We start from the raw sequence: 25,464 nt of genomic DNA on the forward strand, positions 1-25,464 counted from the left end.
CGGGTCCCGAGGGATCGGCCGCCGGGGTGAGCTGGACGAACGATGGCGTCACTGAAAGACATGCGGGTCCGCATCGCCTCGACCAAGGCGACGCAGAAGATCACCAAGGCGATGCAGATGGTCGCGGCCTCGAAGCTGCGCCGCGCGCAGCTCGCGGCCGAGGCGGCGCGTCCCTACGCCGAGAAGATGGACGCGGTGATCTCGAACATCGCGAGCGCCACCATCGCGTCCGCCGGTGGGCCGAAGCTGCTCGCGGGGACGGGACGCGATCAGGTGCATCTGCTGCTGGTCTGCACCGGCGAGCGCGGCCTGTCCGGCGCGTTCAACTCCTCGATCGTGCGCCTGGCGCGCGAGCGTGCGTTGGCGCTGATGAACCAGGGCAAGGAAGTCAAATTCTTCTGCGTCGGCCGCAAGGGCTACGAGCAGCTGCGCCGCCAGTTCGACAAGCAGATCGTCGAGCATCTCGACCTGCGCTCGGTGCGTCAGATCGGCTTCTCGCATGCCGACGACATCGCCAAGAAGGTGATTGCCCGCTTCGAGGCCGGCGAGTTCGACGTCTGCACACTGTTCTACTCGCGCTTCCGCTCGGTGATCGCGCAGATCCCGACGGCACAGCAGATCATTCCGCTGGTGGTCGAGGCACGCCCCGCCAATGCGGCGCCGCTGGCCCCTTACGAATATGAGCCGGAGGAGGACGAGATCCTCGCCAGCCTCCTGCCGCGCAATCTCGCGGTGCAGATCTTCCGCGCGCTGCTGGAAAACAACGCCTCGTTCTACGGCGCGCAGATGTCGGCGATGGACAACGCCACGCGCAATGCCGGCGAGATGATCCGCAAGCAGACGCTGATCTACAACCGCACGCGTCAGGCGATGATCACCAAGGAACTGATCGAAATCATTTCGGGCGCCGAGGCGGTCTAGTCGGATCGCGCAGCGCCCGTTGAAGCGCAACCCAAGGACATATCCCGGTCGAGCCGACCGTGGTTTCGTATACGGATCGTAAGGAGAGACACTCAATGGCTACCGCAGCCAACCAGATCGGTCGCATCACCCAGGTCATCGGCGCCGTCGTCGACGTGCAGTTCGAAGGTCACCTGCCGGCCATTCTCAATTCGCTCGAAACCAAGAACGCCGGCAACCGCCTGGTGCTCGAAGTTGCCCAGCATCTCGGCGAGTCCACCGTGCGCACGATCGCGATGGACACCACCGAAGGTCTGGTCCGCGGCCAGGAGGTCACCGACACCGGTTCGCCGATCCGGGTGCCGGTTGGTGTCGGCACGCTCGGCCGCATCATGAACGTCATCGGCGAGCCGATCGACGAAGCCGGTCCGGTCGAAGCCGAAGGCCTGCGCCCGATCCACGCGGACGCGCCGAGCTATACCGACCAGTCGACCGAAGCCGAAATCCTCGTCACCGGCATCAAGGTCGTCGACCTCCTCGCGCCCTACGCCAAGGGCGGCAAGATCGGCCTGTTCGGCGGCGCCGGCGTCGGCAAGACGGTGCTGATCCAGGAGCTGATCAACAACGTCGCCAAGGCGCATGGTGGCTACTCGGTGTTCGCCGGCGTCGGCGAGCGCACCCGTGAAGGCAACGACCTCTATCACGAGTTCATCGAGTCCAAGGTCAACGCCGATCCGCACAATCCGGATCCGGCCGTGAAGTCGAAATGCGCGCTGGTGTTCGGCCAGATGAACGAGCCGCCCGGCGCTCGCGCCCGCGTCGGCCTGACCGGCCTGACCGTCGCCGAGCACTTCCGCGACCAGGGCCAGGACGTGCTGTTCTTCGTCGACAACATCTTCCGCTTCACCCAGGCGGGCTCCGAAGTGTCGGCGCTGCTCGGACGTATTCCGAGCGCCGTGGGTTATCAGCCGACGCTCGCCACCGACATGGGCGCGCTGCAGGAGCGTATCACCACCACCAACAAGGGCTCGATCACCTCGGTGCAGGCAATCTACGTGCCGGCCGACGACTTGACCGACCCGGCGCCGGCGACGTCATTCGCGCACTTGGACGCGACCACCGTGCTCAACCGCGCGATCTCGGAAAAGGGCATCTATCCGGCGGTCGACCCGCTCGACTCGACCTCGCGCATGCTGTCTCCGCTGGTTGTCGGCGAGGAGCACTACGCCACGGCGCGCATGGTCCAGCAGATCCTCCAGCGCTACAAGTCGCTGCAGGACATCATCGCCATCCTGGGCATGGACGAGCTGTCGGAAGAGGACAAGCTGACGGTCGCCCGCGCCCGCAAGATCGAGCGCTTCCTGTCGCAGCCGTTCCACGTCGCCGAAATCTTCACGGGATCGCCGGGCAAGTTCGTCGACCTCGCCGACACCATCAAGGGCTTCAAGGGCCTGTGTGAAGGCAAGTACGACCACCTGCCGGAGGCCGCCTTCTACATGGTCGGCAACATCGACGAGGCGGTCGAGAAGGGCAAGAAGCTGGCGGCGGAAGCTGCCTAAGGGCGAATAGCGAATAGGGAGTAGCGAATAGGGTTATCCGCTGCTCCCTTCTCCATTCACTACTCGCCATTCGCTATTCGCTACTCGCAGGTTTCCTTATGGCTACTTTCCATTTCGATCTCGTCTCGCCGGAAAAGATCGCCTTCTCGGGCGAGGTCGACCAGGTCGACGTTCCCGGCCAGGAGGGTGATTTCGGCGTGCTCGCCGGGCACGCGCCGTTCGTGGCGACCTTGCGGCCGGGCATCCTGACGGTGACATCAGGCGGCTCGCAGCAGAAGATCATCGTGCTCGGCGGCCTCGCCGAGATCTCGGACAAGGGCCTGACGGTGCTCGCCGACGTCGCGACGTCGCTGAAGGATCTGGATCAGACCGCTTTCGCGGCTGAGATCGCCGGCATGGAAACCAAGCTGAACGAGAAGCAGGGCAATGAGCTCGATCGTGCGATCGAACGGCTCGATCACTTCAAGACGATCCAGCAGCAGCTCAACACGACGGCTCTGCACTGATCCTGCAGCGCGACGTCTGAATGAACGTTCATGGCCGGGCTTTGCCCGGCCATTTTCGTTTGCAGGCTCGAACGTCCCGCGTCGCTGGATGACTACTTCAAGGGATGCCGGTTGCGCGGTCGCCGATCTGACTGCATGCTCCCGGCGGTTCGAACGGGCGTGGTGAAATGGCAGGGCAGATCGTCTTGAAGCGCAAGATCGCGGCGATTTTCGCCGCCGATATTGCCGGCTATTCGCGCCTCGTCGCCGAGGACGAAGAAGAAACGTTGCGGCGCCTGGCAGCCTATCGCGAGGTGGTCGACGACTTCATCGCGCGCGCCGGCGGTCGCATCTTCAATACGGCGGGCGATGCGGTGCTCGCGGAATTCCCCAGCGCGGTCGAGGCCGTGCGCTGCGCGATCGACATCCAGGAAAGCCTGCGTACCCGCAACATGGCCTATCCGCCAAGCCGGCAGATGAGCTACCGCATCGGCATCACCATCGGCGACGTCGTCGAGCGCGACGGCGATCTGCTCGGCGACGGCGTCAACATCGCAGCAAGGCTCGAGGGTCTCGCCGACGTCGGCGGCATCTGCATTTCCCGCGCGGTGCACGAGCAGGTCGCCAACAAGCTCTCGGTGCAGTTCGCCGACATGGGCGCGCGCGAGGTCAAGAACATCCCGACGCCGGTGCACGCCTATCGCGTGGCGATGCGTCGTGAGGACGGCACCTACGCGCCGTTGCAGGACAAGAAGGCTAGCCGCGGCGGCACGCTCCGTCTGATCTGGCGAATTGCTGCGGCCGTGATTGCGCTCGGAGCGGTCGGGGTCGGGACTGCGCTCTATCTGGATTATCGCGATCCGCACCCTCGGCAGCGGGATGCTGCCAAGGCGGCCGCGGAAGCGCTGGCGCGGCTGTCGGCTACCCCGGCATCGCCGTCCTCATCTCCATCGCCCGCTCCGACCGCATCGTCCGTTGTCGTGCAGCCGGCCGCCGCGCCGCAGCCGCAACAGTCGACCCCGCTCTCGTCCGCAGTCGCAGCCGAAAAATTCGCGCCTGAAGCCGTGCCCTTCGTGAGCGAGCGCACCCGCATTGCGTTAGCGCGCGACTACGTGCCGGCACCGGACCACAAGGCGTTCGCGACCACGATCAACGGTGTCAGCGCCTATGTCAGCGGACAGGCGAGCGATGAGGCGGCGAAATCAGCTGCGCTGGACCAGTGCCAGCAGCGTGCAGAGAGCTCGAACGGCCCGCGCAAATGCGAGCTCTATGCGGTCGGCGACAATGTCGTGTACGTGCACAGCAAGCCGCCGCTGCCGCCGCAGCCCTGGGTGCGCCACGACCCGATGACAGAGCGCGCCTTCAGTGCGGCAGAGATGCCGCTGGTGCGGGATACAGGCCGGGCCCGGCTCGAAGCCAACTACGGCGCCGCCCGGCGGACCAAGGCCATCGCGCTCGGGCCCGGCGGCCAGTTCTTCTACAGCGTCGGCGGCGACCTCGTCGACGACGTGGTCCGGCGCAATCTGGAAGCCTGCGGTGCACAGGCGGGGACGGCCTGCATCATTGTTGCGCTCGACGATGCCTTCGTGGTGCCGGTACCGGCGGTCATGAAGGCCACCGGCTTCTTTCGTGCCGCCAGCCATCAGGCGATCGCGGCAGAGTCGCGCGAGGAGGTGGCGCGGCGCCTGGAGGCTGCGACGTCAGGCTGGAATGCGGTCGCCGTCGGAACGGCCGGCCGTCCCGGCTTTGGCCTCAATGGCGATCGCGAGGAGACCGCGATCGGTGGCGCGCTCGCTGATTGCTCGACGCGCGATCAGGACTGTCGCGTGATCGCGATCGGGCCATTCACGGTCGAGGAAAACTAGCCGGACTCTCTCCACGTCGTCATTTCGGGGCATCGCGCAGCGATGAGCCCGGAATCCCTGATCGCGAGCGACGATTGTCTCGAAGATGAGCGCCACGTCCATCTCGGCCCTCATAACTGACTGTGGCTATGGATTCCGGGCTCGCGCTGCGCGCGCCCCGGAATGACGACGGGGAGAGATGCCGTAGGATCGACAAAACAGCCCCGGCAGGACGGTGGCGCCTTTGCCTTGCGCTGGAGCCGGATCTCACATGCTATCAGTCGTCAGCCGCGCTAGGCCGCGAGATGCGCAAAAGCCTGAGCCACCGTGCGGTAGACCTCGCGGCGGAACGGTACCACCAGATCGGGCACGCGGGCGAGCCGCTCCCAGCGCCAGGCGTCGAACTCGGCCGGCTGGCCGTTGCGCGGCGTCACCGGATCGATATCGGCCTCGCGTCCGGTGAAGCGCATGGCGAACCATTTCTGACGCTGGCCGCGAAAGCGCGCCAGCCGATGGTTGGGATCCTCGAACGGCGGAAATTCGTAAGTCAGCCAGTCGCTCTCGCCGAGAATCTCGGCGTCGCGGATGCCGGTTTCCTCCCACAGCTCGCGCCGTGCCGCCGCCTGCAGGTCCTCGCCGGCGTCGACGCCGCCCTGCGGCATCTGCCATTCGAGGCCGGGCAGGACGATTTCCGGCCCGTCGTCGCGGAAGCGGCGGCCCAGGAAGACGAGCCCCTCGGGATTGAGCAGGGCGATGCCGACATTGGGGCGATAGGGTCTGGTCTCGGTCATCCGTTGGGGTCCATGAGCTGTCGATCGCATAGCAGCGCAACATGACGGCGTCGTCGCGACCCACCTGCGGAGATTCGCTGCAGACCATGCGCAGAAACGGACTGTCCGGCGCCTGGCATCGATGGGCCAATCGCGGTTCAGCTCCCCGCGAGCGTCGTGAATTCCTTGACAACGCGCTCATAGACCGGCCGCTTGAACGGCACGATCAGCGACGGAAGGTTCTTCATCGGCTCCCAGCGCCAGCTGATGAACTCGGCCTTGTGGTGGCCGCCGCCGGGGCGCTCGACGTCGATCTCGGCATCGGTGCCGGTGAAGCGCAGCGCGAACCATTTCTGGCGCTGGCCGCGATAGCGGCCTTTCCAGGCGCGGCCCGCCACCGTGCGTGGAATGTCGTAGGTCAGCCAGTCGCCGATCTCGGCCAGCTTCTCGACCGAGCGGACGCTGGTCTCTTCATAGAGCTCGCGCTTGGCCGCTTCCCAGGTGTCCTCGCCGGGATCGACCCCGCCCTGCGGCATCTGCCAGACATGGGTGTCGTCGACATGCTCGATGCCGCCAGCGCGGCGACCGATGAACACCAGCCCTTCCGAGTTGATCAGCGTGATGCCGACGCAGGTGCGGTAGGGCAGGTCCTCGTAGCGCGTCATTCCGTCTCGGCCTTCCTGCGTTGCTCCGCGCGTCGCTGCGCGCAGTCCTCACGCTCTCGCGTCAGCCGGTTCGGCCGGCCGTACGCTTCAATTCGATTTTGATTTCAGCATCGCGGTTGTCAATGGCACCAGCAGAATGCCCTTGCGGTCGAGTCCCTTGATCCACGTCCCGATGCGATCGATCGAGACCGGCAGCGCCGACGCCGTCCCGACCGCAACGCCACGCTCCTTGGCCAGGCTCTCGAGCTTGGCGAGCGCGCTGTCGATTTCGACCGGGGTGGGCACCGCATCGATGGCGACGTCACCCTTGGCGAAGGGCATCGCGCGCCCGGTGGCCAGCGATGCCGCCACGCTGCGCGGCGCCGCACCATCGTCGAACAGAGCGAGCCCGCGCTTGGCCGCCTCATTCACGATCGGCTGCATCGCAGCCTCGGTCGCCACGAACCGCGCCCCCATGAAATTGCCGATGCCGACATAACCTTGCAGCCGGCTCATGTGCCAGAACAGCCGGTCGATGTTCTGGTCCGGGCCGAGGGTGGAGAGCAGCGTCTGCGGTCCCGGGTCATTGTCGGGATAGTCGTACGGCTCCATCGGGACCTGCAGCAGGATTTCATGCCGCTGTGTCCGCGCGCGCTCGGCGAGCTTGGTGGGATCGGAGCCGTAGGGCGTAAAGGCCAGCGTCACTGCCGGCGGCAGTTTCATGATCGCATCCACCGTCTTGGCGGCGCCGACGCCGAGGCCGCCGATCACGATTGCGATCGCCGGCATCCGCGCCGCCTTGGCGCGGTCGGCGTCGGCCGCGTAGGCGGTGAACGGCTTCACGCCGTCGGCCATCACCGGGATCATGCCATAGCGTGACTTCTCCAGCAGCCGCGGATCGACGCCCGGCATCTGGCTCGCCGCAGCGGCGGATCCAGGCTCGGCAGTCTCGCCACCGGCGCCGATCGCGACCTCCTGGCGGGCGCCGCTGGAGCCATCGATGATGGTCACGGTCTTGCGCTCGCCACCTTCCTGCTTGGCGGCCGCGGCGCCGTGATCGGCGTTCGCGTTGGATTTGGCCTCCGGCTTGACGGCGGCCTTGTCGTCCGGCTTGACGCCCTCATTGATCGCGACCCGGGCAACCGGCTCGCCGCCGAGCGGATTGTCGCTGAACAGCGCAAAGCCGACGAAAACGACCAGGAACAGGCCGAGAATGATGGCGAGCGCCTGCAGCACGGTGATGGGAAGCCGAATGCGGCGCCTGCGACGCTTCTCCGTCTGCCCGAGCGGGGCGCTCAGCTCGTCGGCCGTCTCTGTCATCGAAATTCCCGAATCAACCGGGTCGACGATACCACGGCAGCGATTCGGGCGCAGGGGCAGTGTCCGCAAGCCCGTAGATCGCGGGGAGCGGGGCTCCGGAGAAACGTGCCTGCAAATGAAAGGGCGGCCCCTGGAGGCCGCCCTTCAAACCCGATGTCGCGTCTCAGCCGAAATCCAGTCGGCTGCCGCTCAGTTGCCGCCGTTCAGTTCGCGGCTTTGGTCGCCGGCTTGTCGGCCGCGGCCTTGTCGGTCGGCGCCGGCGTGTTGGCGCTGTTCTTGATGCCGTGGAGCAGGTCGGCGGCGAGCTTGAGCGCCTTGTCGTCCTTGGCATCCGGCGGCACGTAGGACTGCGAGCCGGTCTTCTCGTCACCGTCGTTCTTGAGGTGGCCGCGCAGCGAGGCCTCGCCCTTGGTGTCGGTACGCGACTTCAGCTCGTCCGGCACGTCCTGCAGCACCTCGATGTCAGGCACGATGCCCTTGGCCTGGATCGACTTGCCCGACGGCGTGTAGTAGCGCGCGGTGGTCAGGCGCAGTGCGCCATTGCCGGCGCCGAGCGGGATGATGGTCTGCACCGAGCCCTTGCCGAACGAGCGCGTGCCGACCAAGGTCGCGCGCTTGTGGTCCTGCAGCGCGCCGGCCACGATCTCCGACGCCGAAGCCGAGCCGCCATTGATCAGCACGATGACCGGCTTGCCCTTGGTGAGGTCGCCGGCATGCGCCGCGCGGCGCTGCGTCTCCTCGGCATTGCGGCCGCGGGTCGAGACGATCTCGCCGCGCTCCAGGAACGCGTCGGAGACGGTGACTGCCTCCTCGAGCAAACCGCCCGGATTGTTGCGCAGGTCGATGATGTAACCCTTCAGCTTGTCACCGATCGAGCCTTGCAGATCGGCAATGCTCTTCTTCAGGCCTTCGGTGGTCTGCTCGTTGAAGGTGGTGATGCGGATATAGGCGATGTCGTCGGTCTCCGTGCGCGAGCGCACCGAACGGACGCGGATGTTGTCGCGGGTCAGCGTGACGTCGAGCGGATTGTCGGCGCCCTTGCGCACGACCTTCAGCTTGATCTTGGTGCCGACCGGGCCGCGCATCTTCTCGACGGCCTGATTGAGGGTCAGGCCCTGCACGGCTTCATCGTCGAGATTGGTGATGATGTCGTTGGCCTGGATGCCCGCCTTCGAGGCCGGCGTATCGTCGATCGGCGATACCACCTTGATCAGGCCGTCTTCCATCGTCACCTCGATGCCGAGGCCGCCGAACTCGCCGCGGGTCTGCACCTGCATGTCGCGGAAGCTCTTCGCATCCATGTAGCTCGAATGCGGATCGAGGCCGGAGAGCATGCCGCTGATCGCGGACTCGACCAGCTTCGAATCGTCGGGCTTCTCGACATAGTCGCTGCGCACCCGCTCGAACACGTCGCCGAACAGATTGAGCTGGCGATAGGTATCGGCGGTCGCGGCGCGCGCCGTCGATCCCATCAACACCGCGCGCGGTTGGGAGACGAACAAGGTCAATGCCGCACCGGTGGCCGCGCTCAGGAGAATTACCGAAGTCTTACGCATCATCCGCGTACCTTTTCGCCTTCATTTGCGGCCCACCATGGGCCTGGATCGATTGGAGTGCCGTCCTTACGGAACTCGACATAGAGCACTGGTTGACTCGCATTGGTAGCGAGAATGGAGGCAACCTGGGACGAGTTACCCATGGTCGCGACCGGCTCTCCCGTCTGAACAAACTGCCCGATGTTGACGGAAATGCGCTCCATCCCGGCGATCAGGACATGATACCCGCCACCGGCGTTGAGGATCAAGAGTTGTCCGTAGCTGCGGAAGGGGCCCGCATACACAACCCAGCCATCACACGGGGTTGTGACCTGGGCGCCCGGACGGGCCGCCAAAGAAATGCCTTTATCGGAGCCGCCGGCGCCGTCGGACGCGCCGAATTCGCGAATTTTGCTGCCGTTGACCGGAAAGGTGAGCATGCCCTTGGTCGAGGCGAACGCGATCGCCGGCGCCTTGCGGCCCGGGTTGCGCAGCGCATTCGCGTCCGGCTTGCTGTTGACCGGCACCCCCTGCAGGCTCGCCGTCGAGGCCGCCTTGGCGGCGCTCTTGAGGTCCAGCTCCATGGTCGTGATCAGACCCTGCAGCGAGTCGATCTGCTGGGCCAGCACCGCGGCGCGGGCGCTTTCGGCTTCCATGTCCTTTTCGGCCGAGGTCTGCTTGCGCTGGCGCTCTTCCACCAGAGCGGCGAGGCGGGTCTGGTCGGTGCGCAGCCTGTCGCGGTCGCCGGCGAGCTTGTCGCGCTCGCTGGCGATCGTCTTGCGGATGGCGACGAGCTCGCCGAGATCGGTCGAGAGCTTCTCGGCCCGGCTGCGCATCTCAGGGATCACCGAACCCAGCAGCATCGCCGTGCGCAAGGATTGCAGGGCGTCCTCGGGACGGACGAGCAGGGCAGGCGGAGTGCGGCGGCCGGCGCGCTGCAGCGCGGCCAGAACCTCGATGATCTCGGTGCGCCGTGCTTCCAGCGACGTCCGCAGATCCTGCTCGCGGCCGTCGAAGCCGCGCAGCCGCGTTTCCGCCTCGCCGACCCGGACTTCGACGCTGCGCACCTGCGCGGCAACGTCGATCAGCTGCTGATTGAGCTTGCCGCGATCGTCGCCGAGCGCGGCAATATCGGCCTTCAGGCGCTCCTGCGCCTCGGCGGCGGCCTTCTGGGCAGCGCGCGCCGCTTCCAGCTCCTGCTCGCGCTGCTTCAACTGCTCGGGGGTCGGCGGTGTCGATGAAACAGTGCCGGGGATGGAGGGCCGAAGTCCGGTCTGCGCTGCGGCCGGTATCACCGGAAGCATGACCAGCAGCACGATCAGCGACGCGCGGCACGGCCGGCCGCTGCGGCCGGTGATCGAGGAGCGAGAAAGGGGCCGCGCGGCAAACATCGACGTCCTTATTGTGCTCCCATCGTCCCTGATTCAAGCGCGGTGATAGGGGTGACCAGCCAGGATCGTTGCAGTACGGTAAATCTGCTCGAGCAGCAGGACGCGCACGATCTGATGCGGCCAGGTCGCAGCCCCGAACGCGACCCCGAGTTTGGCTGTGCGCCGCAATTCAGGCGAAAGTCCGTCTGCGCCGCCGATCACGAAGACGGCCGCGGGAAGCCCCTGGTCCCGCCAGCGTCCGAGGTGACTCGCAAAGGTTGTGCTGTCGATGTTCTGGCCACGTTCGTCCAGACAGACGAGAACGGCCTTGTCAGGGATCGCCGCGGCGATCGCCGCCGCCTCTTCGGAGATCCGGGTTGCGGCATCGCGCGCGCGGCTCTCCGGGATTTCCTGAATGTCGAGGCCACGAAAGCCAAGCTTGCGGCCGAGGTCCTCGAAACGCTCGCGGTAGCGCTCCGCGAGCTCCCGCTCGGGACCCTGCTTCAATCGACCGATGGCGATCACGACGATGCGCATGCGCACGCCTTAACACGTGCGCGCAGCGATTCGTATCGCGACCGGGCCTAGACCGTCTTCGCCGGCTTCGGCCCTTGGGTCCACAATCGTTCGAGATTGTAGAACTCGCGGACCTCGGGCCTGAACACGTGCACGATCACGTCGCCGGAGTCGATCAGCACCCAGTCGCAGTTGGGCAGGCCTTCGACGTGGAGCTTCGCGTTGCCGGCTTCCTTCAGGCCTTTGGCGACGTTCTCCGCGATCGATCCGACGTGCCGGTTGGAGCGGCCCGTGGTGATGACCATGTAGTCGGAATAGGCCGATTTGCCATGAAGGTCGATTGTGACCGTCTCTTCCGCCTTCATGTCCTCGAGGCGGGAGAGGATCGTGCGCAAGGTCTTGTCGGCGTCGGGTTGCGCCTGCAAGGCCGCATCTTGGCTCGAAGTCTTACGCGCCGACTTGATAGTCGCCGACTTGGAAGTCGTTGCCTTGGAAGTCGCTGCCTTGGACGTCTTGGGCAAGGCCGACTGGGACAATACAGATGTGGTCAGGGACCATTCCTTTCACTGTATCGCAGGCCGAATCCGGCCTGCTAACCATAGTAGACATGTGGGGTTAATGGTTTCAACAATCCAGTACCCCGCGGTTGCCTGGTCCGGCTTGGCGACCTGATGACCCGCCCGGACCGCGACGGGGATCGTTGAGTTCCATGCACATCCGATGCCGGGCGGGCGCCAGCCCGCGCGGCATACCTCAAAACGACTTCCAGCTGCCGTCCGGGTTCCTCAACCCGGTCGATGACAGGCTCAGCTTCAGGCCGGTGAGGTAAACCCAGGCCGGCGCCGCACGGTCGGCGAGACGGCTGGCCTGCGCCTCCGGAATGCGATAGCGCGCCAATGCGCGTGCTGCGGGTGCGTTCAGGGCGCGGAAGCTGCGTGGCGGACGATCGACCACGGCCATGGGCACCTGGGCCGCGATGTGCTGCCACTTCTGCCAGCGATGGAACTGCGCGAGGTTGTCGGCGCCCATGATCCACACGAAGCGCAGGCGCGAGGCGCGGCGGCGCAAATAATCGATCGTGTCGGCAGTGTAGCGGGTGCCGATGACGGATTCGAGACAGCTGATCTCGATGCGTGGATCGGCGGCGACCTTGCGGGCGGCCTCGGCGCGTTCGGCCAGCGCATGCAGTCCGCCATTGTTCTTGAGCGGATTGCCGGGCGTGACCAGCCACCACACACGATCGAGCTGCAGCCGTTTCAGCGCGAACAGGCTGATCGCGCGATGCGCCTGGTGCGGCGGATTGAACGAGCCGCCGAGCAGGCCAATGCGCATGCCGTCGCTGTGGGGCGGCAGCGCCTGGCGGATCGCGAGGCGCACCGAGGCGGCGTCGGTCACGGCGGCTCCCGCTTGCTGCCCGGGCGACTCAACCACAGGGTGCGGCGATCATGGCCGGGTCTGCCCGGTGCCGTGAATCCGGTATTTGAAGCTGGTCAGCTGCTCGACGCCGACCGGGCCGCGCGCATGGAATTTGCCCGTAGCGATGCCGATCTCGGCGCCAAAGCCGAACTCGCCGCCATCGGCGAACTGGGTCGAGGCATTGTGCAACACGATCGCCGAGTCGACCTCGTTGAGAAACCTGTCGGCCACCGCGTTGTCCTCTGTCACGATCGCATCGGTGTGGTGCGAGCCGTGCTCGTGAATGTGGGCGATCGCACCGTCCACGCCATCGACCACCCTGGCGGCGATGATGGCGTCGAGATATTCGGTGTTCCAATCCTCGTCGCTGGCCGGCTTCACCCGCGCATCGGCCGCACGCACGGCGTCATCGCCGCGCACCTCGCAGCCGGCGCCGATCAGCATGTCGACCAGCGGCTTGATCTTGTCCTGCGACGCGCGGTCGACCAGCAGCGTCTCGGCCGCGCCGCACACGCCGGTGCGCCGCATCTTCGCGTTAAGCACGATCGACTTGGCCATCTCCAGATCGGCGGCGCCATCGACATAGACGTGGTTGACGCCTTCGAGATGCGCGAACACCGGCACGCGCGCCTCGGCCTCGACGCGCGCGACGAGGCTCTTGCCGCCGCGCGGCACGATCACGTCGACGCCGCCGTTCAGGCCGGACAGCAGCAGGCCGACCGCCGCACGGTCGCGCGTCGGCACCAGCGTGATCGCGGCCTCCGGCAGGCCGGATTCGCGGAGCCCCTCGACCATGCATTGATGGATCGCGCGGCAGGAGCGGAACGAGTCCGAGCCGCCGCGCAGGATCACGGCATTGCCGGATTTCAGGCACAGCACGCCGGCATCGGCCGCGACATTGGGACGGCTCTCGAAGATCACGGCGATGACGCCGAGCGGCACCCGCACGCGCTCGATGGTCATGCCGTTCGGTCGCTGCCAGCTCTCGGTGACGACACCGACCGGATCGGCGACACCGCGCACGACCGCGATGCCGTCGGCCATGGCGGCGACACGGGCTGGCGTCAGGGTGAGGCGGTCGAGGAAGGACGACGTCATGCCGCCGGCCTTGGCCTCGGCGACGTCCTCGGCATTGGCCGCGATGATGGCGTCTGCCTGGACCCGGATCCGCCGCTCCATCGCCTCGAGCGCCCGGTTCTTCTGCTCGGCCGGCGCCAGCGACAGCACGCGCGCAGCCGCACGGGCGCGCTGGGCGAGGTCGTTCATCAGGACGGGCAGATCGGCGCTGCCGTCGATGGCTTTCAGAGGTGCGGTCATGGGCGGTTCAACCTTGAATTAAGGCCCTCCAGTAGCACGGAAAGCGGCCTTTTGCGAACGCTCGCGGCAGGGCGTTAGGCCGGTCCCACCCCCGCCGGGCCGATCACCAGGTCGTCGCGGTGGATCATCTCGGCGCGGCCGGACACGCCGAGGATCAGCGCCACGTCCGGCGAGGAGCGGCCCTTGATCCGCTCGGCATCATCGGCGTCGTAGGCGACGAGGCCGCGGCCGATTTCGTGGGTGTCGGGACCGCGCACCACGACGGCGTCGCCGCGGGCGAACTGGCCGTCGACCCGGATCACGCCAGCCGGCAGCAGGCTCTTGCCGGCGCGCAGCGCGGTGACGGCGCCGGCGTCGATCGTCAGCGTGCCCTTCGGCTCCAGTGAGCCTGCGATCCAGCGCTTTCGCGCGGTGACGGGATTTGCTGGCGTCAGGAACCAGGTGCAGCGGCCGCCATTGGCGACCGCCGCCAGCGGGTGTTCGATCTTGCCGGAGGCGATGAGCATGTGGGTGCCGGCGGTGGTCGCGATCTTGGCGGCTTCGATCTTGGTCAGCATGCCGCCGCGTGAGAATTCCGAAGCCGCGCTGCCGGCCATCGCCTCGATGTCGGCGGTGATGCTCTCGACCACGGGGATCAGCCTCGCATTCGGATCCTTCGCTGGCGGGGCCGTGTAGAGGCCGTCGATGTCCGACAGCAGCACCAGCAGGTCGGCGCTCGCCATGGTCGCGACGCGGGCGGCGAGGCGGTCATTGTCGCCGTAACGAATTTCGGCGGTCGCCACCGTGTCGTTCTCGTTGATGATCGGCACCGCGCGCCATTCCAGCAGCTTGGCGATCGTCGAACGGGCGTTGAGATAGCGGCGCCGCTCCTCGGTGTCCTGCAGGGTCACCAGGATCTGGCCGGCACCGATGCCGTGCGCGCCGAGCACCTCCGACCAGGTCCGCGCCAGCGCGATCTGGCCGACGGCGGCAGCGGCCTGGCTCTCCTCCAGCTTCAGCGGCCCGCGCGGCAGCTTCAAGCGGCTGCGGCCGAGCGCGATCGAGCCCGAGGACACCACCAGCAGCTCGCAGCCGCGGCCATGCAGCCGCGCGATGTCGGCCGCCAGCGCCGTGAGCCAGGAGGCGCGGACCTCACCGGCGTCGGAATCGACCAGCAGCGACGAGCCGACCTTGACGACGATGCGGCGAAAATTTTCGAGACGGGGGCTGGTCATGCTGCGAACGGGGTCGGTGCAATCCCTCGTTTCATGATGAGAGCTGCGTGGCGGACACGCGGCCTGCACAAGACGGGGATGTGTGTTGATGAACAAGGGCGAGTGTCGCAAGCCGATGCCTGCGAGGCAAGGCTGGCGTCAGCTCAGCCCTGCGGTGGCGTTAGGGCCGCCCATGGCTCCTCGGTCGCGGCGCTCTCGACCGCGCTCTTGGCCTTGTTGGACACCGGCTGCTCGGCGATGAGGTCGGCCAGCTTGCGCAAGGCTTCCTTGACGCCGACCCCGGTCGCGCCCGACAGCAGCAGCGGCGTCTTCTTGGCGGCGCGCTTCAGCCGGTCCTTCTGCTTCTTCAGTTCGTCGGCGTCGACCGCGTCGATCTTGTTGAGCGCGACGATCTCGATCTTGTCGGTGAGCTCGCCGCCATAGGCTTCGAGCTCGTTCCGCACGGTCTTATAGGCCTTGCCGGCATGCTCGCAGGTGGCATCGACCAGATGCAGCAGCACGCGGCAGCGCTCGACATGGCCAAGAAAGCGGTCGCCGAGGCCGGCGCCTTCATGAGCGCCCTCGATCAGGCCGGGGATATCGGCGAGCACGAACTCACGGCCGTCGGCGTTCACGACGCCGAGCTGCGGATGCAGCGTGGTGAACGGATAGTCGGCGATCTTCGGCTTGGCCGCCGACACCTTGGACAGGAAGGTCGACTTGCCGGCATTGGGCAGCCCGACCAGGCCGGCGTCGGCGATCAGCTTCATCCGCAGCCAGATCCAGCGTTCCTCGCCGGGCTGGCCGGGATTGGCGTGGCGCGGCGTCCGGTTGGTCGGCGACTTGAAGTGCGCATTGCCGAAGCCGCCATTGCCGCCCTCGGAGAGCACGAAGCGCTCGCCGACCGCGGTGAAGTCGTGGATCAGCGTCTCCCGGTCCTCGTCGAAGATCTGGGTGCCGACGGGAACCTTGAGCACCACCGACTTGCCGCCGGCGCCATGACAGTCCTTGCCCGAGCCGTTTCCGCCCCTCTGGGCCTTGAAATGCTGCTGGTAGCGGTAGTCGATCAGGGTGTTGAGTCCGTCGACGGCCTCGATGATGACGTCGCCGCCGCGGCCGCCATTGCCGCCGTTCGGGCCGCCGAACTCGATGAACTTCTCGCGCCGGAACGCAACGCAACCGTTGCCGCCGTCGCCGGAGCGCACATAGACCTTGGCTTCATCGAGGAATTTCATGATGGGCTCTACGTAGGCGAGGCGGGCCCCCACGGCAACCGCGGAATGGGTTTAATTCGGCCCGAAGCCTTAATTTCGAGCGGTAAACCGGCGTTGCGCAGGAGTTGGACAAGCGTTGCGCAGGAGTTGCGGCAGGGCTGCGTCACGCGCCCTGCGGATGGGCTGGAGCAACAGCGGCCCGCCTGATAAGGCACCCCGATCATGAGCGTGCTGTCCCGAATCTCCACCGCAAACGACGAGCGCTCGGCACGGCTGGCCGGCATCGGCCTGATGCTGCTGTCGATTTCGATGTTCTCGTTCGGCGACGCCTTGGGCAAGTTCCTGGTGTCGACCTATGCCGTCGGCCAGCTGCTTTGCTTACGCGCCTGCGCGGCGCTGCTGCTGCTCGCGCCGTTCATCTGGCGAAACCGCGCCGCTTTCATGCAGCTGGAGCGGCCATGGCTGCAGCTGGTGCGCGTGATCCTGTCGACGCTCGAGGTCGCGGCGTTCTTCCTCGCCACCGTCTATCTGCCGCTCGCCGACGTCATCACCTACTATCTCGCCGGGCCCATTTTCGTCACCGCGCTGTCGGCGCTGGTGCTGCGCGAGCATGTCGGCTGGCGGCGCTGGACGGCGATCCTGATCGGCTTCTGCGGCGTGCTGATCGCGCTCCGGCCCTCGGCGCAGACCTTCAGCCTTCCGGCGCTGATCGCGCTGGGCGGCAGTCTCTCTTTCGCGGTGCTGATGCTGATCACGCGTTCGCTCCGCGCCACGCCTGATATCGTGATGGCCTCGTCGCAATTCGTCGGCACCTTCCTGCTTGGCGCCGCCATGGCCTCGTTCGGCTGGGTGACGCCGACGCCCGGCAGCCTGGTGCTGTTCGCCGCCGCCGGCATCATCTCGGTGACCGCGTTGTTCTGCGTCAACCGCTCGCTGAAGCTGGCGCCGGCCTCGGTGGTCGTGCCCTATCAGTACACGATGATCGTCTGGGCCGTGCTGTTCGGCTTCCTCGTCTTCGGCGACGTGCCGCATCCGGCGACGATCGTCGGCGCCATCATCATCATCGGCGCGGGGCTCTACATCTACTTGCGCGAACGCGGCCTGGGGCAGGGGGCGGGTGCGGTGAATCCGCCGGTGTAGCGATCCCCACCGCTGTCGTCCCTGCGAACGCAGGGACCCATACTCCGCGGCCGTCGTGGCGATACACCGCTGTAGCTTCAGCTCGGTGCATCACCGGCTTCGGTGGTTATGGGTCCCTGCGTTCGCAGGGACGACACCTTTTGTGTAACGGCGAGCGAGGCCTACCGCCGCCCCGTATTCGCCCAGGCCTTCAGCGAGGCCCACACACCTCGGGTCAGGCGGAAGGCGTCGACCGGGGCGGAGGAGCCGATCACCTCGAAGCGATGCAGCTCGACGCCGGTCCATTGGAAGCCGCACTTTTCGAGGATGTTGCGTGAGGCGGGGTTGCTGACGCGGGCGTGCCCGATCAGCAAATTGTCTTCGCTCTCTTCAAAGAAATCATCGATTGCGGCGCGGGCTGCCTCGGTGCCGAAGCCGCGGCCCCAATGCTCGACGCCGAGCCAGTAGCCGAGCTCGGCACGGCCGGGTCTGGGACGGTTGACGCCGACCATGCCGATCGGTGCGTCCAGATGCTCGATCAGGAAGGCGGTCTCACCGGTCTGCTCCAGCGACCGCACGAAGCGGGCGGCGTCGACCTCGGAATAGGGATGCGGCAGGCGGCGGGTGTTCTCGGCGATGCGACGGTCATTGGCGAGCCGGGCCATGGCTGTCACGTCCGCAAGAACCGGCGGACGCAGTGTCAGCCGCGCGGTCTCGAGGACGCGAGGTCTCGCCTCGCGCAAGGTGGGAGTCGTGATGTCCTGCAGCATGTCGGGCTCCATCGACGCTTCGGGATCAGCTTGGGATCGACGAAAATGAAAAGGGGAGGCCGGTTGTCCCGCCTCCCCTTGGAGCCATCTCGCGCTCCGCCGGTTCAACAGGACCCGGCGGACGCATGTTGTTCCACCGTTATTCAGCAGCCTCGGCGGCTACCGGACGCACCGAAATGAACGTGCGGTTGGCGCGGTCATGGAATTCGACGTGGCCTTCCACCTTGGCGAAGATGGTGTGGTCCGTGCCCATGCCGACGTTGAGGCCGGGATGCCAGGTCGTGCCGCGCTGACGCGCGATGATGTTGCCCGGAATCACGCGCTCGCCGCCGAACGCCTTGATGCCGAGGCGCTTGCCCTTGGAGTCGCGTCCGTTGCGGGATGAACCGCCTGCCTTTTTATGAGCCATCGCTCGTCTCCGATCTCTTGCGATCACCTTTAGCGCGATTCCGCCAAGGGATCATTCACATTTGCTGAGCGCGGACAAAAATCCGCGCGATGAGGTTCAAGCCGATGCGGCGCGCAAGCGCGCCAGCATGCTTACTCCGCGGCCTCGGCCGCCGGGGCTTCCGCCTTGGCCTTCTTCGGCCGCGGGCCCTTGGTCGGCTTGGCGTTGTCGGTCAGGATCTCGCTGACGCGGATCAAGGTCAGCTCGTCCCGGTAGCCGCGCTTGCGGCGGGAATTCTTGCGGCGGCGCTTCTTGAACGCGATGACCTTGGGGCCGCGCTTGTGGTCGAGCACCTCGACGGCCACGGACGCGCCGGCCACCGCAGGGATGCCCAGCACCGGCGTGTCGCCGCCGACCACCAGCACCTCGTTCAACTGCACGATCGTACCGGGCTCACCGTCGATCTTGCCAATCTCGAGCACATCATCCGGGGCGACGCGGTATTGCTTGCCGCCGGTTTTGATGACTGCGAACATCGTTCTCATCCTTCGTGTTCGATCCCGGCCTCGACGCCTGATGGCCCCGGGTCGGCTTCTTGTTCAGTCGTTATGGTTCATGAGGTCCGGCCCGATCGGGGCCGGCGTCGGCGTGTCCCAGGCATCGAGGCCTGTCCGATACGCACAACGACAATCGGCGCGAGAAGCTCGCGCCGGTCGATCGGGGGCTTATAGCTGCCGGGATCGGGGAGTCAAGGAAAAGGGCGGAGGGCGGCTAGGGAAGGGTGGCAGCTGCGCCCCCCGAAAGACCCCCATTCGCTATTCGCCTCCCATCCCGCAACCAAACTGTTCCCTCCGCCGTTGTCCGAGCCCAACGCACAACCGCATAGCAGGGCAGGGACCATATGGCCGACGACGTCATGACCAAGACCACGGGCATCGCCCGTCACGGCGCCGCGCGGCTGCCGTCGGTCGAGATCGACAGCTTCAACATCGAACTCAAGGACGAGGACGGCTTCCTCGGCGACCGCGCCTCCAAGGGCGCCTTCCGCAAGATCCTGGAGCGCTGGCGCAAACCCTTGCGCAAATCGGGTAAGGACCCGTTCGGCGACGAGGACAGCGAGACCATCAGCAAGAAGGTGCTGGATGCCATCCTGGTCGGCGACGACACCGAGGCCTCCGCCGTGGTGCATTCGGCGATCGAGGAGTTCGCGCAGGAGCTCGCCCATGTCACCCGCCGCTTCCTGCGCACAAAGGCCTGGACCAAGACCGAATGCATCGTGGTCGGCGGCGGTTTTCGCGACTCCCGGCTCGGCGAGCTCGCGATCGCGCGTACCGAGATCATCCTCAAGGACGAGGGGTTTGGCGTCGGGCTGGAGCCGATCCGCTACCACCCGGACGATGCCGGGCTGATCGGCGCGTTGCATCTGGCGCCGTCCTGGATTTTCGAGGCGCATGACAGCATCCTCGCGGTCGACATCGGCGGCACCAACATCCGCTGCGGCGTGGTCGAGACGTCCTGGAAGAAGGCGCAGGATCTGTCCAAGGCATCGGTCTGGAAGTCCGAGCTGTGGCGCCATGCCGATGACGAGCCGACGCGCGAAGGCGCGGTCAAGCGGCTCGCCAAGATGCTGAAGGGGCTGATCGAGGAGGCCGACGCCGAGGGTCTCAGGCTCGCGCCCTTCATTGGCATCGCCTGTCCCGGCGTGATCAACGAGGACGGCTCGATCGTGAAGGGCGCGCAGAACCTGCCGGGCAATTGGGAGAGCAGCAAGTTCAACCTGCCCGCCAGCCTGGTCGAGGCGATCCCGATGATCGGCGACCACGACACCGCAGTGCTGATGCACAATGACGGCGTCGTCCAGGGCCTCTCCGAGGTGCCGTTCATGCAGGACTTCGAGCGCTGGGGCGTGCTGACCATCGGCACCGGGCTCGGCAATGCCCGCTTCACCAACCGCCGCAAGGAAAACGGGCGAAAGGAGAAGGACGACAAGGCCGAGGACAAGAAGTCCGACGACAAGAAGGCGGCCAAGAAGAAGAAGGATTGAGGAACCGAGCCTGCGGTTGCCAACCGGCCGGTCGGTATGCGGATCGGCGGGTCTGCCGGGTTATACTGCGACGCAGCAAGATCGCGCGCAGCCGGCAATCGTCCGATTCCAGAAAGTAGAAAAACCGGCGCGCCACCAATCGGATGCGATCGGAACCCGGTAACCTTGACCGGTTAGGTTAAGGAACGGTTTGCATTGCGGTGCACGCGCCGATGGCCCAGGGTCGTCGGCGTCGCTCAGGCCGGCCGGATTGACCCCCGTCTCTTCCGTCGGTTTCCCCAAGATGCAGCGACACGGGACCGCCGGCATGTGTCAGCGTACGGCGGTCCCACCTTGTCTTTTTCCTTCGCCTTTCTCCTGATCTCCGCCGTCTGCCGCAGCCGCCGCTAGTTCGCAGAATGGCCGCCGCAACCACTCTGCCATATATACAAACCGTCTAGTCGGTTTTATAACCGACATCCCAAATGGGGTGGGATTTGACGGCGCAATCTCGCGCCGCATGGAGTGTGAGGACATCATGATCAGACGCGCGAGATACCGGATGGCTGCCATGGCGGTGGCCGCGCTGGCCTGCCGCGGGGCAGAGGCGGCGGACCTGCCGGCGACCACCTCCAAGGCGCCGGCCTATGCCGCCGCGCCGGCAGCGTTCTCCTGGACCGGCTTCTATGCCGGCGCCAATATCGGCGGTGCCTTCACCGGCGACGACTCCTTCACGAACACCGCCGGCGCCAATGGCGGCAAGCTGTCCGGCGTGATCGGCGGCCTGCAGGTCGGCTACAATTACCAGATCTCGCCGATGTTCGCGGTCGGCATCGAGAACGATCTCGAATTCACCGGCCTCTCGCGCAAGGGAGACGTCGTCAATCCCGCCGTCAGCACGCCCTGGCTCACCTCGGGCCGCGCGCGGGCCGGCATCGCGGTGCTTGATTCGCGCCTGTGGTTGTACGGCACGGCGGGTCTTGCGGCGGGCGAGCTGAAGGACGGGCCGATCCACAAGATGAAGATAGGCTGGACCGCAGGCGGCGGCGCCGAATGGGCGTTCCAGCCGAAATGGTCGGCCAAGCTCGAATATCTCTACACCGACCTCAAGCACGACAATTTGCCGGACTGGCGGGCGGCCAAGATCCACTCCGTCCGGGTCGGCTTGAACTATCATTTCGACCTGTTCCGCTGACGAGCGTGGCGCAGACCAACGGGTTCGAAGACCCGCGTCAGTATGGGGCCTTCGGAGCGCGAGGGCTCGGCGGTGCAGCTGTCGAGCCGCCGCGCGCGGTCCGCTTCCCCGAGCGGACCGCGACGGCGCGCATGCGCGAGGGCCTGGGAAAAATTCGGCCGGCTGCCTTGTCACCCCCCGCATCGTGCCCTAGAAGACGCCCGACCCGGGGGCGCCGCCCCTGATTTGCGCCTGGAGAGGTGGCAGAGTGGTTGAATGCACCGCACTCGAAATGCGGCATAGGTGCAAGCCTATCGGGGGTTCGAATCCCTCCCTCTCCGCCATTCCACCCGCCCACTGCGCGTTGGTCGGGCTTTCATGAGCCGTGATCGGTGAGCCAGACGTTCGATTCCGCGGCCCCCGATCCTGTCGCCCTGGACAAGCTGAAATTCCGCATTCAGGCGTTGCGCGCCAAGACCATCGCCAATGGCTGCACCGAGGACGAGGCGCTGTCCGCCGCCGCCAAGGTCGCCGAGCTGCTCGATCGCCATGATCTGTCGCTGTCGGACATCGAGCTGCGCGCGGCGCCCTGCGAGCGCAAGGTCTACGAGACCCATCGCAAGAAGCGCATTCCGCTCGACGACTGCATCGGCGCGATCGCGCATTTCTGCGATTGCCGGGTCTGGCGCGAGAAGAATGCCGCCGGCGACAACAGCTACGTGTTCTTCGGCCTGTCAGCCGATGTCGAGGTGGCGCATTATCTGGCCGAATTGATCGACAACGCGGTGCGCGCCGAACTCGGCCGCTTCAAGACCTCGGCCGACTACCGCCGCTTCCGGCATCAGGAGCGGCATCTCGCCAACGCCTCCTTCGCGCTCGGCATGGTGGCGTCGATCGCGGACCGGTTGGTGGCGATGAAGAAGAGCCGCGACCAAGTCAACGAAAGCACCGGCCGCGGCCTGGTCGTGCTCAAGACGTCGGTCGTCGATGCGGAGTTCGACAAGCTCGATCTCAATCTGCGGACCGCCCGCTCGACGAGCCGGATGGTGTCGATGACGGCCTATGAGGCAGGCGGCGCCGCCGGAGCGACGCTCGCCATCAATCCGGGTGTCGGCGACGCGCCGTCGCGGACGGGTTCGAAGGGCGGTTGATAGGATCCCCGGTGCGCCGTCACGCAGGCTCTGGCATCTCTGACGGATTGGTCCGTGACCGCCTCAGCTCTTCGGGCTACTCCCCTTCAACGCATTCCAGGCGGCCTGATTGGCAGCGTCGAACGCCTTGCGGGATTCGCTCAAGGCGGCACTGAACACCGACCAGGACTGAGCACCGGTCTGTTTCAATGCCTCGAGATGGGCGCCCGCCTGTGCCGCGTCGGTCTTGAGCTGCTTCAGCACGGCATCGACATCGGTGGTTCCGGCCGTCGTGACGTTGATCGCCGCCTCGCGGAATCTGTCGGCCGACTCGCGCCAGGCCTTTGCCTGCGCGGCGGCGATGTCCTTGAACGCTGCCTGCTGCTGCTCGGCCTGCTTGCCGGCCGTGTCGAAATAAGCCTTCATCTGGCTTTCGAACCCGGCCCAATGCTGGTCGAGCTCCGTCTTCGCGGTGGCCAGCGCGGCGTCGCCGGCCTCCGCTTGCGTCTTGAGCAGGGCTTCGAGCTCGCGGCGCCGCTTCTTCAGGTCCGCGATGATCTCTTCGGCCTTCAGCTTGGACGCTGCTTCCGTCTCGGCCGCCTTCACTCCGAGTGACTCCAGCGCGGCATCCATCTCGTGGAGGCGCTCCCTGGCCCAATTCAAGTAGACATTCATGGTGCTCTGCGCCGACATCGTCGATCTCCTTCTATCTGCCCAGGAGCAAGCATATAAAAACAACACCGTGTAGTTTTGACCTGAGTCAAGTCCGGCGCCCTCGGGGTTTCACGTTCCGGTGCACGGGGCGACGCCCCACCGCATGGCCACGCGCCGCTGATGAATGCTAATCGTGTCGCCGGGCCCATGAGAGTCAGTCGGAATGACCCGCGACGAATTTCGAACGCTCGCTTTGTCGTTCGCCGGAACGACGCAAGCTCCTCACTTCGACCGCACAGCGTTCAAGGCCAAGCGAATCTTCGCCACATTGGCCGCGGATGGACGATCCGCCAACCTGCTGCTCACCCCGGAGGAGCAGGAGTTCTTCAGCGCGGTCAATCCGGCCGGCTTCCGCCGTCTCGCCAACAAATGGGGCGACCAGGGCTGGACCTGCGCCACCCTTGCAGATGTCGATGCCGGCCTGATGCGTGACGTGCTCGCCAAGGCCTGGCACTTGGCGAGCCCGTCGAAGCCAGTGCGGCCCCGGCGCAAATGAGCTCGGCGGCCGATGTGTCCCGGCCGCTGACGCTTGCGGCGCACTGACGCCGCTACACCCTTCGCCCGACCATCAGCAGGATGCCGCCGATCTGCGGCAGCAGCGCCAGCAGGATCAGGCGGAGCATGACGAAGTCGTCGGCGGAGGGCTTCATGACGCCGCGCGACACCCACGCCACCAGCTTGATCGCGGCCTCGGTCTGCGGATCGGCGGTCTGGCTCACGGTGGCCATCGCGGCATCCAGCGCCTGGCGGCGCTCGGCGACCGCGGCCTCGCGCTCCCTGCAGAACTTGCCGACGCCGCCCTTGCACTCGCGGTCGCGCGCGGTCATGGCGTCGGACAGCGCGGTCTGCGCGGCCTGCACCGCAGGTGTCACGCGCGACGCGCGCGCCAGGGTGACGTCGCTGATGTTGGTCGAGGCGAAGCCGATGCCGGCGGTGACGGCGAACACGAAGGTCATCACCCACACGATCCAGCCGGCCAGCGCCGAGGCAGGGTGCCGCGCGTGCCACAGCCGCGCGGCGCAGGTCGGCATGACAAGCGCGACGAGATCGGCGGTCACGCCGATCGCGAGGAACATCCAGCCGGCGGTGCTGTTCGATCCCAGCGAATGCGCGTACCAGCCGTTCATGGCCATGCCGACGGCGGCGAGCGCGAGAGCCGCCAGCTGCAACAGGATCGCGGAGGCGCTGAGGCGCGGGCGTTCGGCCGCTCGCGCGACGGGCGGTACGTTCGGCGCGACGATTTCGCCATGCAGCGCCAGTGCTGCGTCACGCGATGCCATCGTGGCCGGTGCCGTGTCGGCCGGGATCGCGGCTGCGGCGGCGCTAGCGGCCGCCTCCGTGCGGGACGGATCGGCCACGGCTGGCGTCTTCGCCGGCTCGTTCACGTACTCCAGGAAGTCCGGCATGATCAGCGTCTCGGACGCGAGCATCTCGTCGTCCAGCGCTGCCTTGGTTTTCTTCGGCCGCGACCGCGGTTTGGCGACGGGGCGCTTTGGGCGCGGCTTGGCCGTCTTCGGCCGCTGCCAGGGAATGATCGACGCTACTACGGACTCATCAGCCATCGGGCTGCTCCAATCGGTCATGATGGGCGCAGATGTGCGTTTGCACGCAACGCTCATCGCGCCGGCATCAGGTGGACGTCTGATCGGGAATCGAGCTGCGGCCCGCCGCAGGGCGAGCCTTCGTTCTTGCGGCCGGGCTGGCGTCGCGCGAAGAATTCGTCGGCATCTTCCGCGCCCTTCCGCCGATGATGCGGTGGGCTGCGGTCACAGACGCCACGTAATGAGGCGGCGCCCGGAAGGTTCTGGTCCGCGCGGGGCCGGGCCGGTCAGCCGTGCGCCCAACACCCTAGTTCTTGACCAATGGTTAACACGGATTCGCCGGCTTCGAAACCGCGCGGCGCGTGTGACGGCCGCAGCAGCTGTGAAGAGTGGCGAGCTGCGGCTTTGGAGTCACAACCGGCGCGTGAGCACCGTTGTGAGGATCGAGCCAATGGACATGCTCCTCATGCAATGTGCGATAACCGAACGTGATGCTGAGGAGCTGCCAAACGAGTCGTGCAA

At 66.4% G+C, this 25,464-nt stretch carries 25 protein-coding genes and 1 tRNA gene; 10 read left to right on the forward strand and 16 right to left on the reverse strand.

All coding sequences use genetic code 11. The features are described 5' to 3' along the window. Positions 1-42: 42 nt before the first annotated feature. From S58_RS02120 to S58_RS02135, 4 genes are all read left to right on the forward strand, one after another. Positions 43-921: a F0F1 ATP synthase subunit gamma gene (locus S58_RS02120; RefSeq protein ID WP_015663579.1), complete on the forward strand. Its 879-nt coding sequence runs from the start codon at positions 43-45 to the stop codon at positions 919-921. A gap of 95 nt (positions 922-1,016) precedes the next feature. Next, positions 1,017-2,459, forward strand: coding sequence for a F0F1 ATP synthase subunit beta (atpD, locus tag S58_RS02125; protein WP_015663580.1), 1,443 nt, complete (start codon positions 1,017-1,019; stop codon positions 2,457-2,459). Between the two features lie 98 nt (positions 2,460-2,557). Continuing rightward, on the forward strand, positions 2,558-2,965 hold the full coding sequence (locus tag S58_RS02130; protein ID WP_015663581.1) for a F0F1 ATP synthase subunit epsilon: 408 nt from the start codon (positions 2,558-2,560) through the stop codon (positions 2,963-2,965). A gap of 167 nt (positions 2,966-3,132) precedes the next feature. Continuing rightward, a complete protein-coding gene (locus S58_RS02135; protein WP_015663582.1) occupies positions 3,133-4,809 on the forward strand; it encodes an adenylate/guanylate cyclase domain-containing protein in 1,677 nt (558 codons plus the stop codon). A 272-nt stretch (positions 4,810-5,081) separates the two neighbouring features. On the opposite strand, the gene S58_RS02140 is transcribed toward S58_RS02135, so the two are convergent. The 11 genes from S58_RS02140 to obgE all read right to left on the reverse strand — a co-directional run bounded on the left by S58_RS02140 (position 5,082) and on the right by obgE (position 16,104). Beyond that, positions 5,082-5,579 (reverse strand): RNA pyrophosphohydrolase, encoded by a 498-nt coding sequence (locus tag S58_RS02140; protein WP_015663583.1) that lies wholly within the window; start codon positions 5,577-5,579, stop codon positions 5,082-5,084. A 137-nt stretch (positions 5,580-5,716) separates the two neighbouring features. Further along, positions 5,717-6,223, reverse strand: coding sequence for an RNA pyrophosphohydrolase (locus tag S58_RS02145; protein ID WP_015663584.1), 507 nt, complete (start codon positions 6,221-6,223; stop codon positions 5,717-5,719). A gap of 87 nt (positions 6,224-6,310) precedes the next feature. After that, a complete protein-coding gene (locus S58_RS02150) occupies positions 6,311-7,522 on the reverse strand; it encodes a divergent polysaccharide deacetylase family protein (RefSeq protein WP_015663585.1) in 1,212 nt (403 codons plus the stop codon). 203 nt (positions 7,523-7,725) lie between these two features. Next, entirely contained in the window at positions 7,726-9,081 is a 1,356-nt protein-coding gene (locus tag S58_RS02155; RefSeq protein ID WP_015663586.1) for a S41 family peptidase, read from the reverse strand. After that, positions 9,078-10,448, reverse strand: coding sequence for a murein hydrolase activator EnvC family protein (locus S58_RS02160; RefSeq protein ID WP_015663587.1), 1,371 nt, complete (start codon positions 10,446-10,448; stop codon positions 9,078-9,080). Before S58_RS02160 ends, S58_RS02155 begins: the two co-directional genes overlap by 4 nt. A gap of 33 nt (positions 10,449-10,481) precedes the next feature. Further along, on the reverse strand, positions 10,482-10,964 hold the full coding sequence (gene rlmH / locus S58_RS02165; RefSeq protein WP_015663588.1) for a 23S rRNA (pseudouridine(1915)-N(3))-methyltransferase RlmH: 483 nt from the start codon (positions 10,962-10,964) through the stop codon (positions 10,482-10,484). A 47-nt stretch (positions 10,965-11,011) separates the two neighbouring features. Then, entirely contained in the window at positions 11,012-11,368 is a 357-nt protein-coding gene (gene rsfS, locus S58_RS02170; protein ID WP_015663589.1) for a ribosome silencing factor, read from the reverse strand. Positions 11,369-11,696: 328 nt separating this feature from the next. After that, positions 11,697-12,308, reverse strand: coding sequence for a nicotinate-nucleotide adenylyltransferase (locus S58_RS02175; RefSeq protein ID WP_277996618.1), 612 nt, complete (start codon positions 12,306-12,308; stop codon positions 11,697-11,699). Positions 12,309-12,386: 78 nt separating this feature from the next. Next, entirely contained in the window at positions 12,387-13,676 is a 1,290-nt protein-coding gene (locus S58_RS02180; protein WP_015663591.1) for a glutamate-5-semialdehyde dehydrogenase, read from the reverse strand. A 74-nt stretch (positions 13,677-13,750) separates the two neighbouring features. Further along, positions 13,751-14,890, reverse strand: a complete 1,140-nt coding sequence (gene proB, locus S58_RS02185) for a glutamate 5-kinase (RefSeq protein WP_015663592.1) — start codon at positions 14,888-14,890, stop codon at positions 13,751-13,753. Between the two features lie 143 nt (positions 14,891-15,033). Further along, a complete protein-coding gene (gene obgE / locus S58_RS02190; protein WP_015663593.1) occupies positions 15,034-16,104 on the reverse strand; it encodes a GTPase ObgE in 1,071 nt (356 codons plus the stop codon). A gap of 201 nt (positions 16,105-16,305) precedes the next feature. Between obgE and S58_RS02195 the strand changes: the two genes are divergently transcribed. Next, positions 16,306-17,223, forward strand: coding sequence for a DMT family transporter (locus tag S58_RS02195; RefSeq protein ID WP_015663594.1), 918 nt, complete (start codon positions 16,306-16,308; stop codon positions 17,221-17,223). Positions 17,224-17,384: 161 nt separating this feature from the next. Here the strand turns inward: S58_RS02195 and S58_RS02200 are convergent, their stop codons facing one another. The 3 genes from S58_RS02200 to rplU form a co-directional block, all read right to left on the reverse strand. Then, positions 17,385-17,972: a GNAT family N-acetyltransferase gene (locus tag S58_RS02200; protein ID WP_015663595.1), complete on the reverse strand. Its 588-nt coding sequence runs from the start codon at positions 17,970-17,972 to the stop codon at positions 17,385-17,387. A 139-nt stretch (positions 17,973-18,111) separates the two neighbouring features. Next, positions 18,112-18,381 (reverse strand): 50S ribosomal protein L27, encoded by a 270-nt coding sequence (rpmA, locus tag S58_RS02205; protein WP_015663596.1) that lies wholly within the window; start codon positions 18,379-18,381, stop codon positions 18,112-18,114. Positions 18,382-18,512: 131 nt separating this feature from the next. Beyond that, positions 18,513-18,896, reverse strand: a complete 384-nt coding sequence (gene rplU / locus S58_RS02210) for a 50S ribosomal protein L21 (RefSeq protein WP_015663597.1) — start codon at positions 18,894-18,896, stop codon at positions 18,513-18,515. 365 nt (positions 18,897-19,261) lie between these two features. Between rplU and S58_RS02215 the strand changes: the two genes are divergently transcribed. The 4 genes from S58_RS02215 to S58_RS02230 all read left to right on the forward strand — a co-directional run bounded on the left by S58_RS02215 (position 19,262) and on the right by S58_RS02230 (position 22,708). Continuing rightward, positions 19,262-20,404, forward strand: coding sequence for an ROK family protein (locus tag S58_RS02215; RefSeq protein ID WP_015663598.1), 1,143 nt, complete (start codon positions 19,262-19,264; stop codon positions 20,402-20,404). Between the two features lie 550 nt (positions 20,405-20,954). Next, positions 20,955-21,578: an outer membrane protein gene (locus tag S58_RS02220; protein WP_015663599.1), complete on the forward strand. Its 624-nt coding sequence runs from the start codon at positions 20,955-20,957 to the stop codon at positions 21,576-21,578. Positions 21,579-21,811: 233 nt separating this feature from the next. After that, positions 21,812-21,901 (forward strand) — tRNA-Ser (locus S58_RS02225). Positions 21,902-21,949: 48 nt separating this feature from the next. Next, a complete protein-coding gene (locus tag S58_RS02230) occupies positions 21,950-22,708 on the forward strand; it encodes a DUF7168 domain-containing protein (RefSeq protein WP_015663600.1) in 759 nt (252 codons plus the stop codon). A gap of 63 nt (positions 22,709-22,771) precedes the next feature. On the opposite strand, the gene S58_RS02235 is transcribed toward S58_RS02230, so the two are convergent. Further along, positions 22,772-23,380 (reverse strand): hypothetical protein, encoded by a 609-nt coding sequence (locus S58_RS02235; RefSeq protein WP_015663601.1) that lies wholly within the window; start codon positions 23,378-23,380, stop codon positions 22,772-22,774. 184 nt (positions 23,381-23,564) lie between these two features. On the opposite strand from S58_RS02235, the gene S58_RS02240 reads away from it, so the two are divergent. Continuing rightward, on the forward strand, positions 23,565-23,897 hold the full coding sequence (locus S58_RS02240; protein ID WP_015663602.1) for an MmcQ/YjbR family DNA-binding protein: 333 nt from the start codon (positions 23,565-23,567) through the stop codon (positions 23,895-23,897). Positions 23,898-23,949: 52 nt separating this feature from the next. Here the strand turns inward: S58_RS02240 and S58_RS02245 are convergent, their stop codons facing one another. Continuing rightward, a complete protein-coding gene (locus S58_RS02245; RefSeq protein ID WP_015663603.1) occupies positions 23,950-24,963 on the reverse strand; it encodes a hypothetical protein in 1,014 nt (337 codons plus the stop codon). Positions 24,964-25,464: the final 501 nt, after the last annotated feature.

This window comes from Bradyrhizobium oligotrophicum S58 (genome assembly GCF_000344805.1).
GTDB classification, from domain to species: Bacteria; Pseudomonadota; Alphaproteobacteria; order Rhizobiales; family Xanthobacteraceae; genus Bradyrhizobium; species Bradyrhizobium oligotrophicum.

Excerpts from the sequence above, each read along its gene's own strand:
- S58_RS02120 (WP_015663579.1), top strand. The coding sequence starts at position 43 with ATGGCGTCACTGAAAGACATGCGGGTCCGCATCGCCTCGACCAAGGCG.
- atpD (WP_015663580.1), top strand. The coding sequence starts at position 1,017 with ATGGCTACCGCAGCCAACCAGATCGGTCGCATCACCCAGGTCATCGGC.
- S58_RS02130 (WP_015663581.1), top strand. The coding sequence starts at position 2,558 with ATGGCTACTTTCCATTTCGATCTCGTCTCGCCGGAAAAGATCGCCTTC.
- S58_RS02135 (WP_015663582.1), top strand. The coding sequence starts at position 3,133 with ATGGCAGGGCAGATCGTCTTGAAGCGCAAGATCGCGGCGATTTTCGCC.
- S58_RS02140 (WP_015663583.1), bottom strand. The coding sequence starts at position 5,579 with ATGACCGAGACCAGACCCTATCGCCCCAATGTCGGCATCGCCCTGCTC.
- S58_RS02145 (WP_015663584.1), bottom strand. The coding sequence starts at position 6,223 with ATGACGCGCTACGAGGACCTGCCCTACCGCACCTGCGTCGGCATCACG.
- S58_RS02150 (WP_015663585.1), bottom strand. The coding sequence starts at position 7,522 with ATGACAGAGACGGCCGACGAGCTGAGCGCCCCGCTCGGGCAGACGGAG.
- S58_RS02155 (WP_015663586.1), bottom strand. The coding sequence starts at position 9,081 with ATGATGCGTAAGACTTCGGTAATTCTCCTGAGCGCGGCCACCGGTGCG.
- S58_RS02160 (WP_015663587.1), bottom strand. The coding sequence starts at position 10,448 with ATGTTTGCCGCGCGGCCCCTTTCTCGCTCCTCGATCACCGGCCGCAGC.
- rlmH (WP_015663588.1), bottom strand. The coding sequence starts at position 10,964 with ATGCGCATCGTCGTGATCGCCATCGGTCGATTGAAGCAGGGTCCCGAG.
- S58_RS02180 (WP_015663591.1), bottom strand. The coding sequence starts at position 13,676 with ATGACCGCACCTCTGAAAGCCATCGACGGCAGCGCCGATCTGCCCGTC.
- proB (WP_015663592.1), bottom strand. The coding sequence starts at position 14,890 with ATGACCAGCCCCCGTCTCGAAAATTTTCGCCGCATCGTCGTCAAGGTC.
- obgE (WP_015663593.1), bottom strand. The coding sequence starts at position 16,104 with ATGAAATTCCTCGATGAAGCCAAGGTCTATGTGCGCTCCGGCGACGGC.
- S58_RS02195 (WP_015663594.1), top strand. The coding sequence starts at position 16,306 with ATGAGCGTGCTGTCCCGAATCTCCACCGCAAACGACGAGCGCTCGGCA.
- S58_RS02200 (WP_015663595.1), bottom strand. The coding sequence starts at position 17,972 with ATGCTGCAGGACATCACGACTCCCACCTTGCGCGAGGCGAGACCTCGC.
- rpmA (WP_015663596.1), bottom strand. The coding sequence starts at position 18,381 with ATGGCTCATAAAAAGGCAGGCGGTTCATCCCGCAACGGACGCGACTCC.
- rplU (WP_015663597.1), bottom strand. The coding sequence starts at position 18,896 with ATGTTCGCAGTCATCAAAACCGGCGGCAAGCAATACCGCGTCGCCCCG.
- S58_RS02215 (WP_015663598.1), top strand. The coding sequence starts at position 19,262 with ATGGCCGACGACGTCATGACCAAGACCACGGGCATCGCCCGTCACGGC.
- S58_RS02220 (WP_015663599.1), top strand. The coding sequence starts at position 20,955 with ATGGCGGTGGCCGCGCTGGCCTGCCGCGGGGCAGAGGCGGCGGACCTG.
- S58_RS02235 (WP_015663601.1), bottom strand. The coding sequence starts at position 23,380 with ATGTCGGCGCAGAGCACCATGAATGTCTACTTGAATTGGGCCAGGGAG.
- S58_RS02240 (WP_015663602.1), top strand. The coding sequence starts at position 23,565 with ATGACCCGCGACGAATTTCGAACGCTCGCTTTGTCGTTCGCCGGAACG.
- S58_RS02245 (WP_015663603.1), bottom strand. The coding sequence starts at position 24,963 with ATGGCTGATGAGTCCGTAGTAGCGTCGATCATTCCCTGGCAGCGGCCG.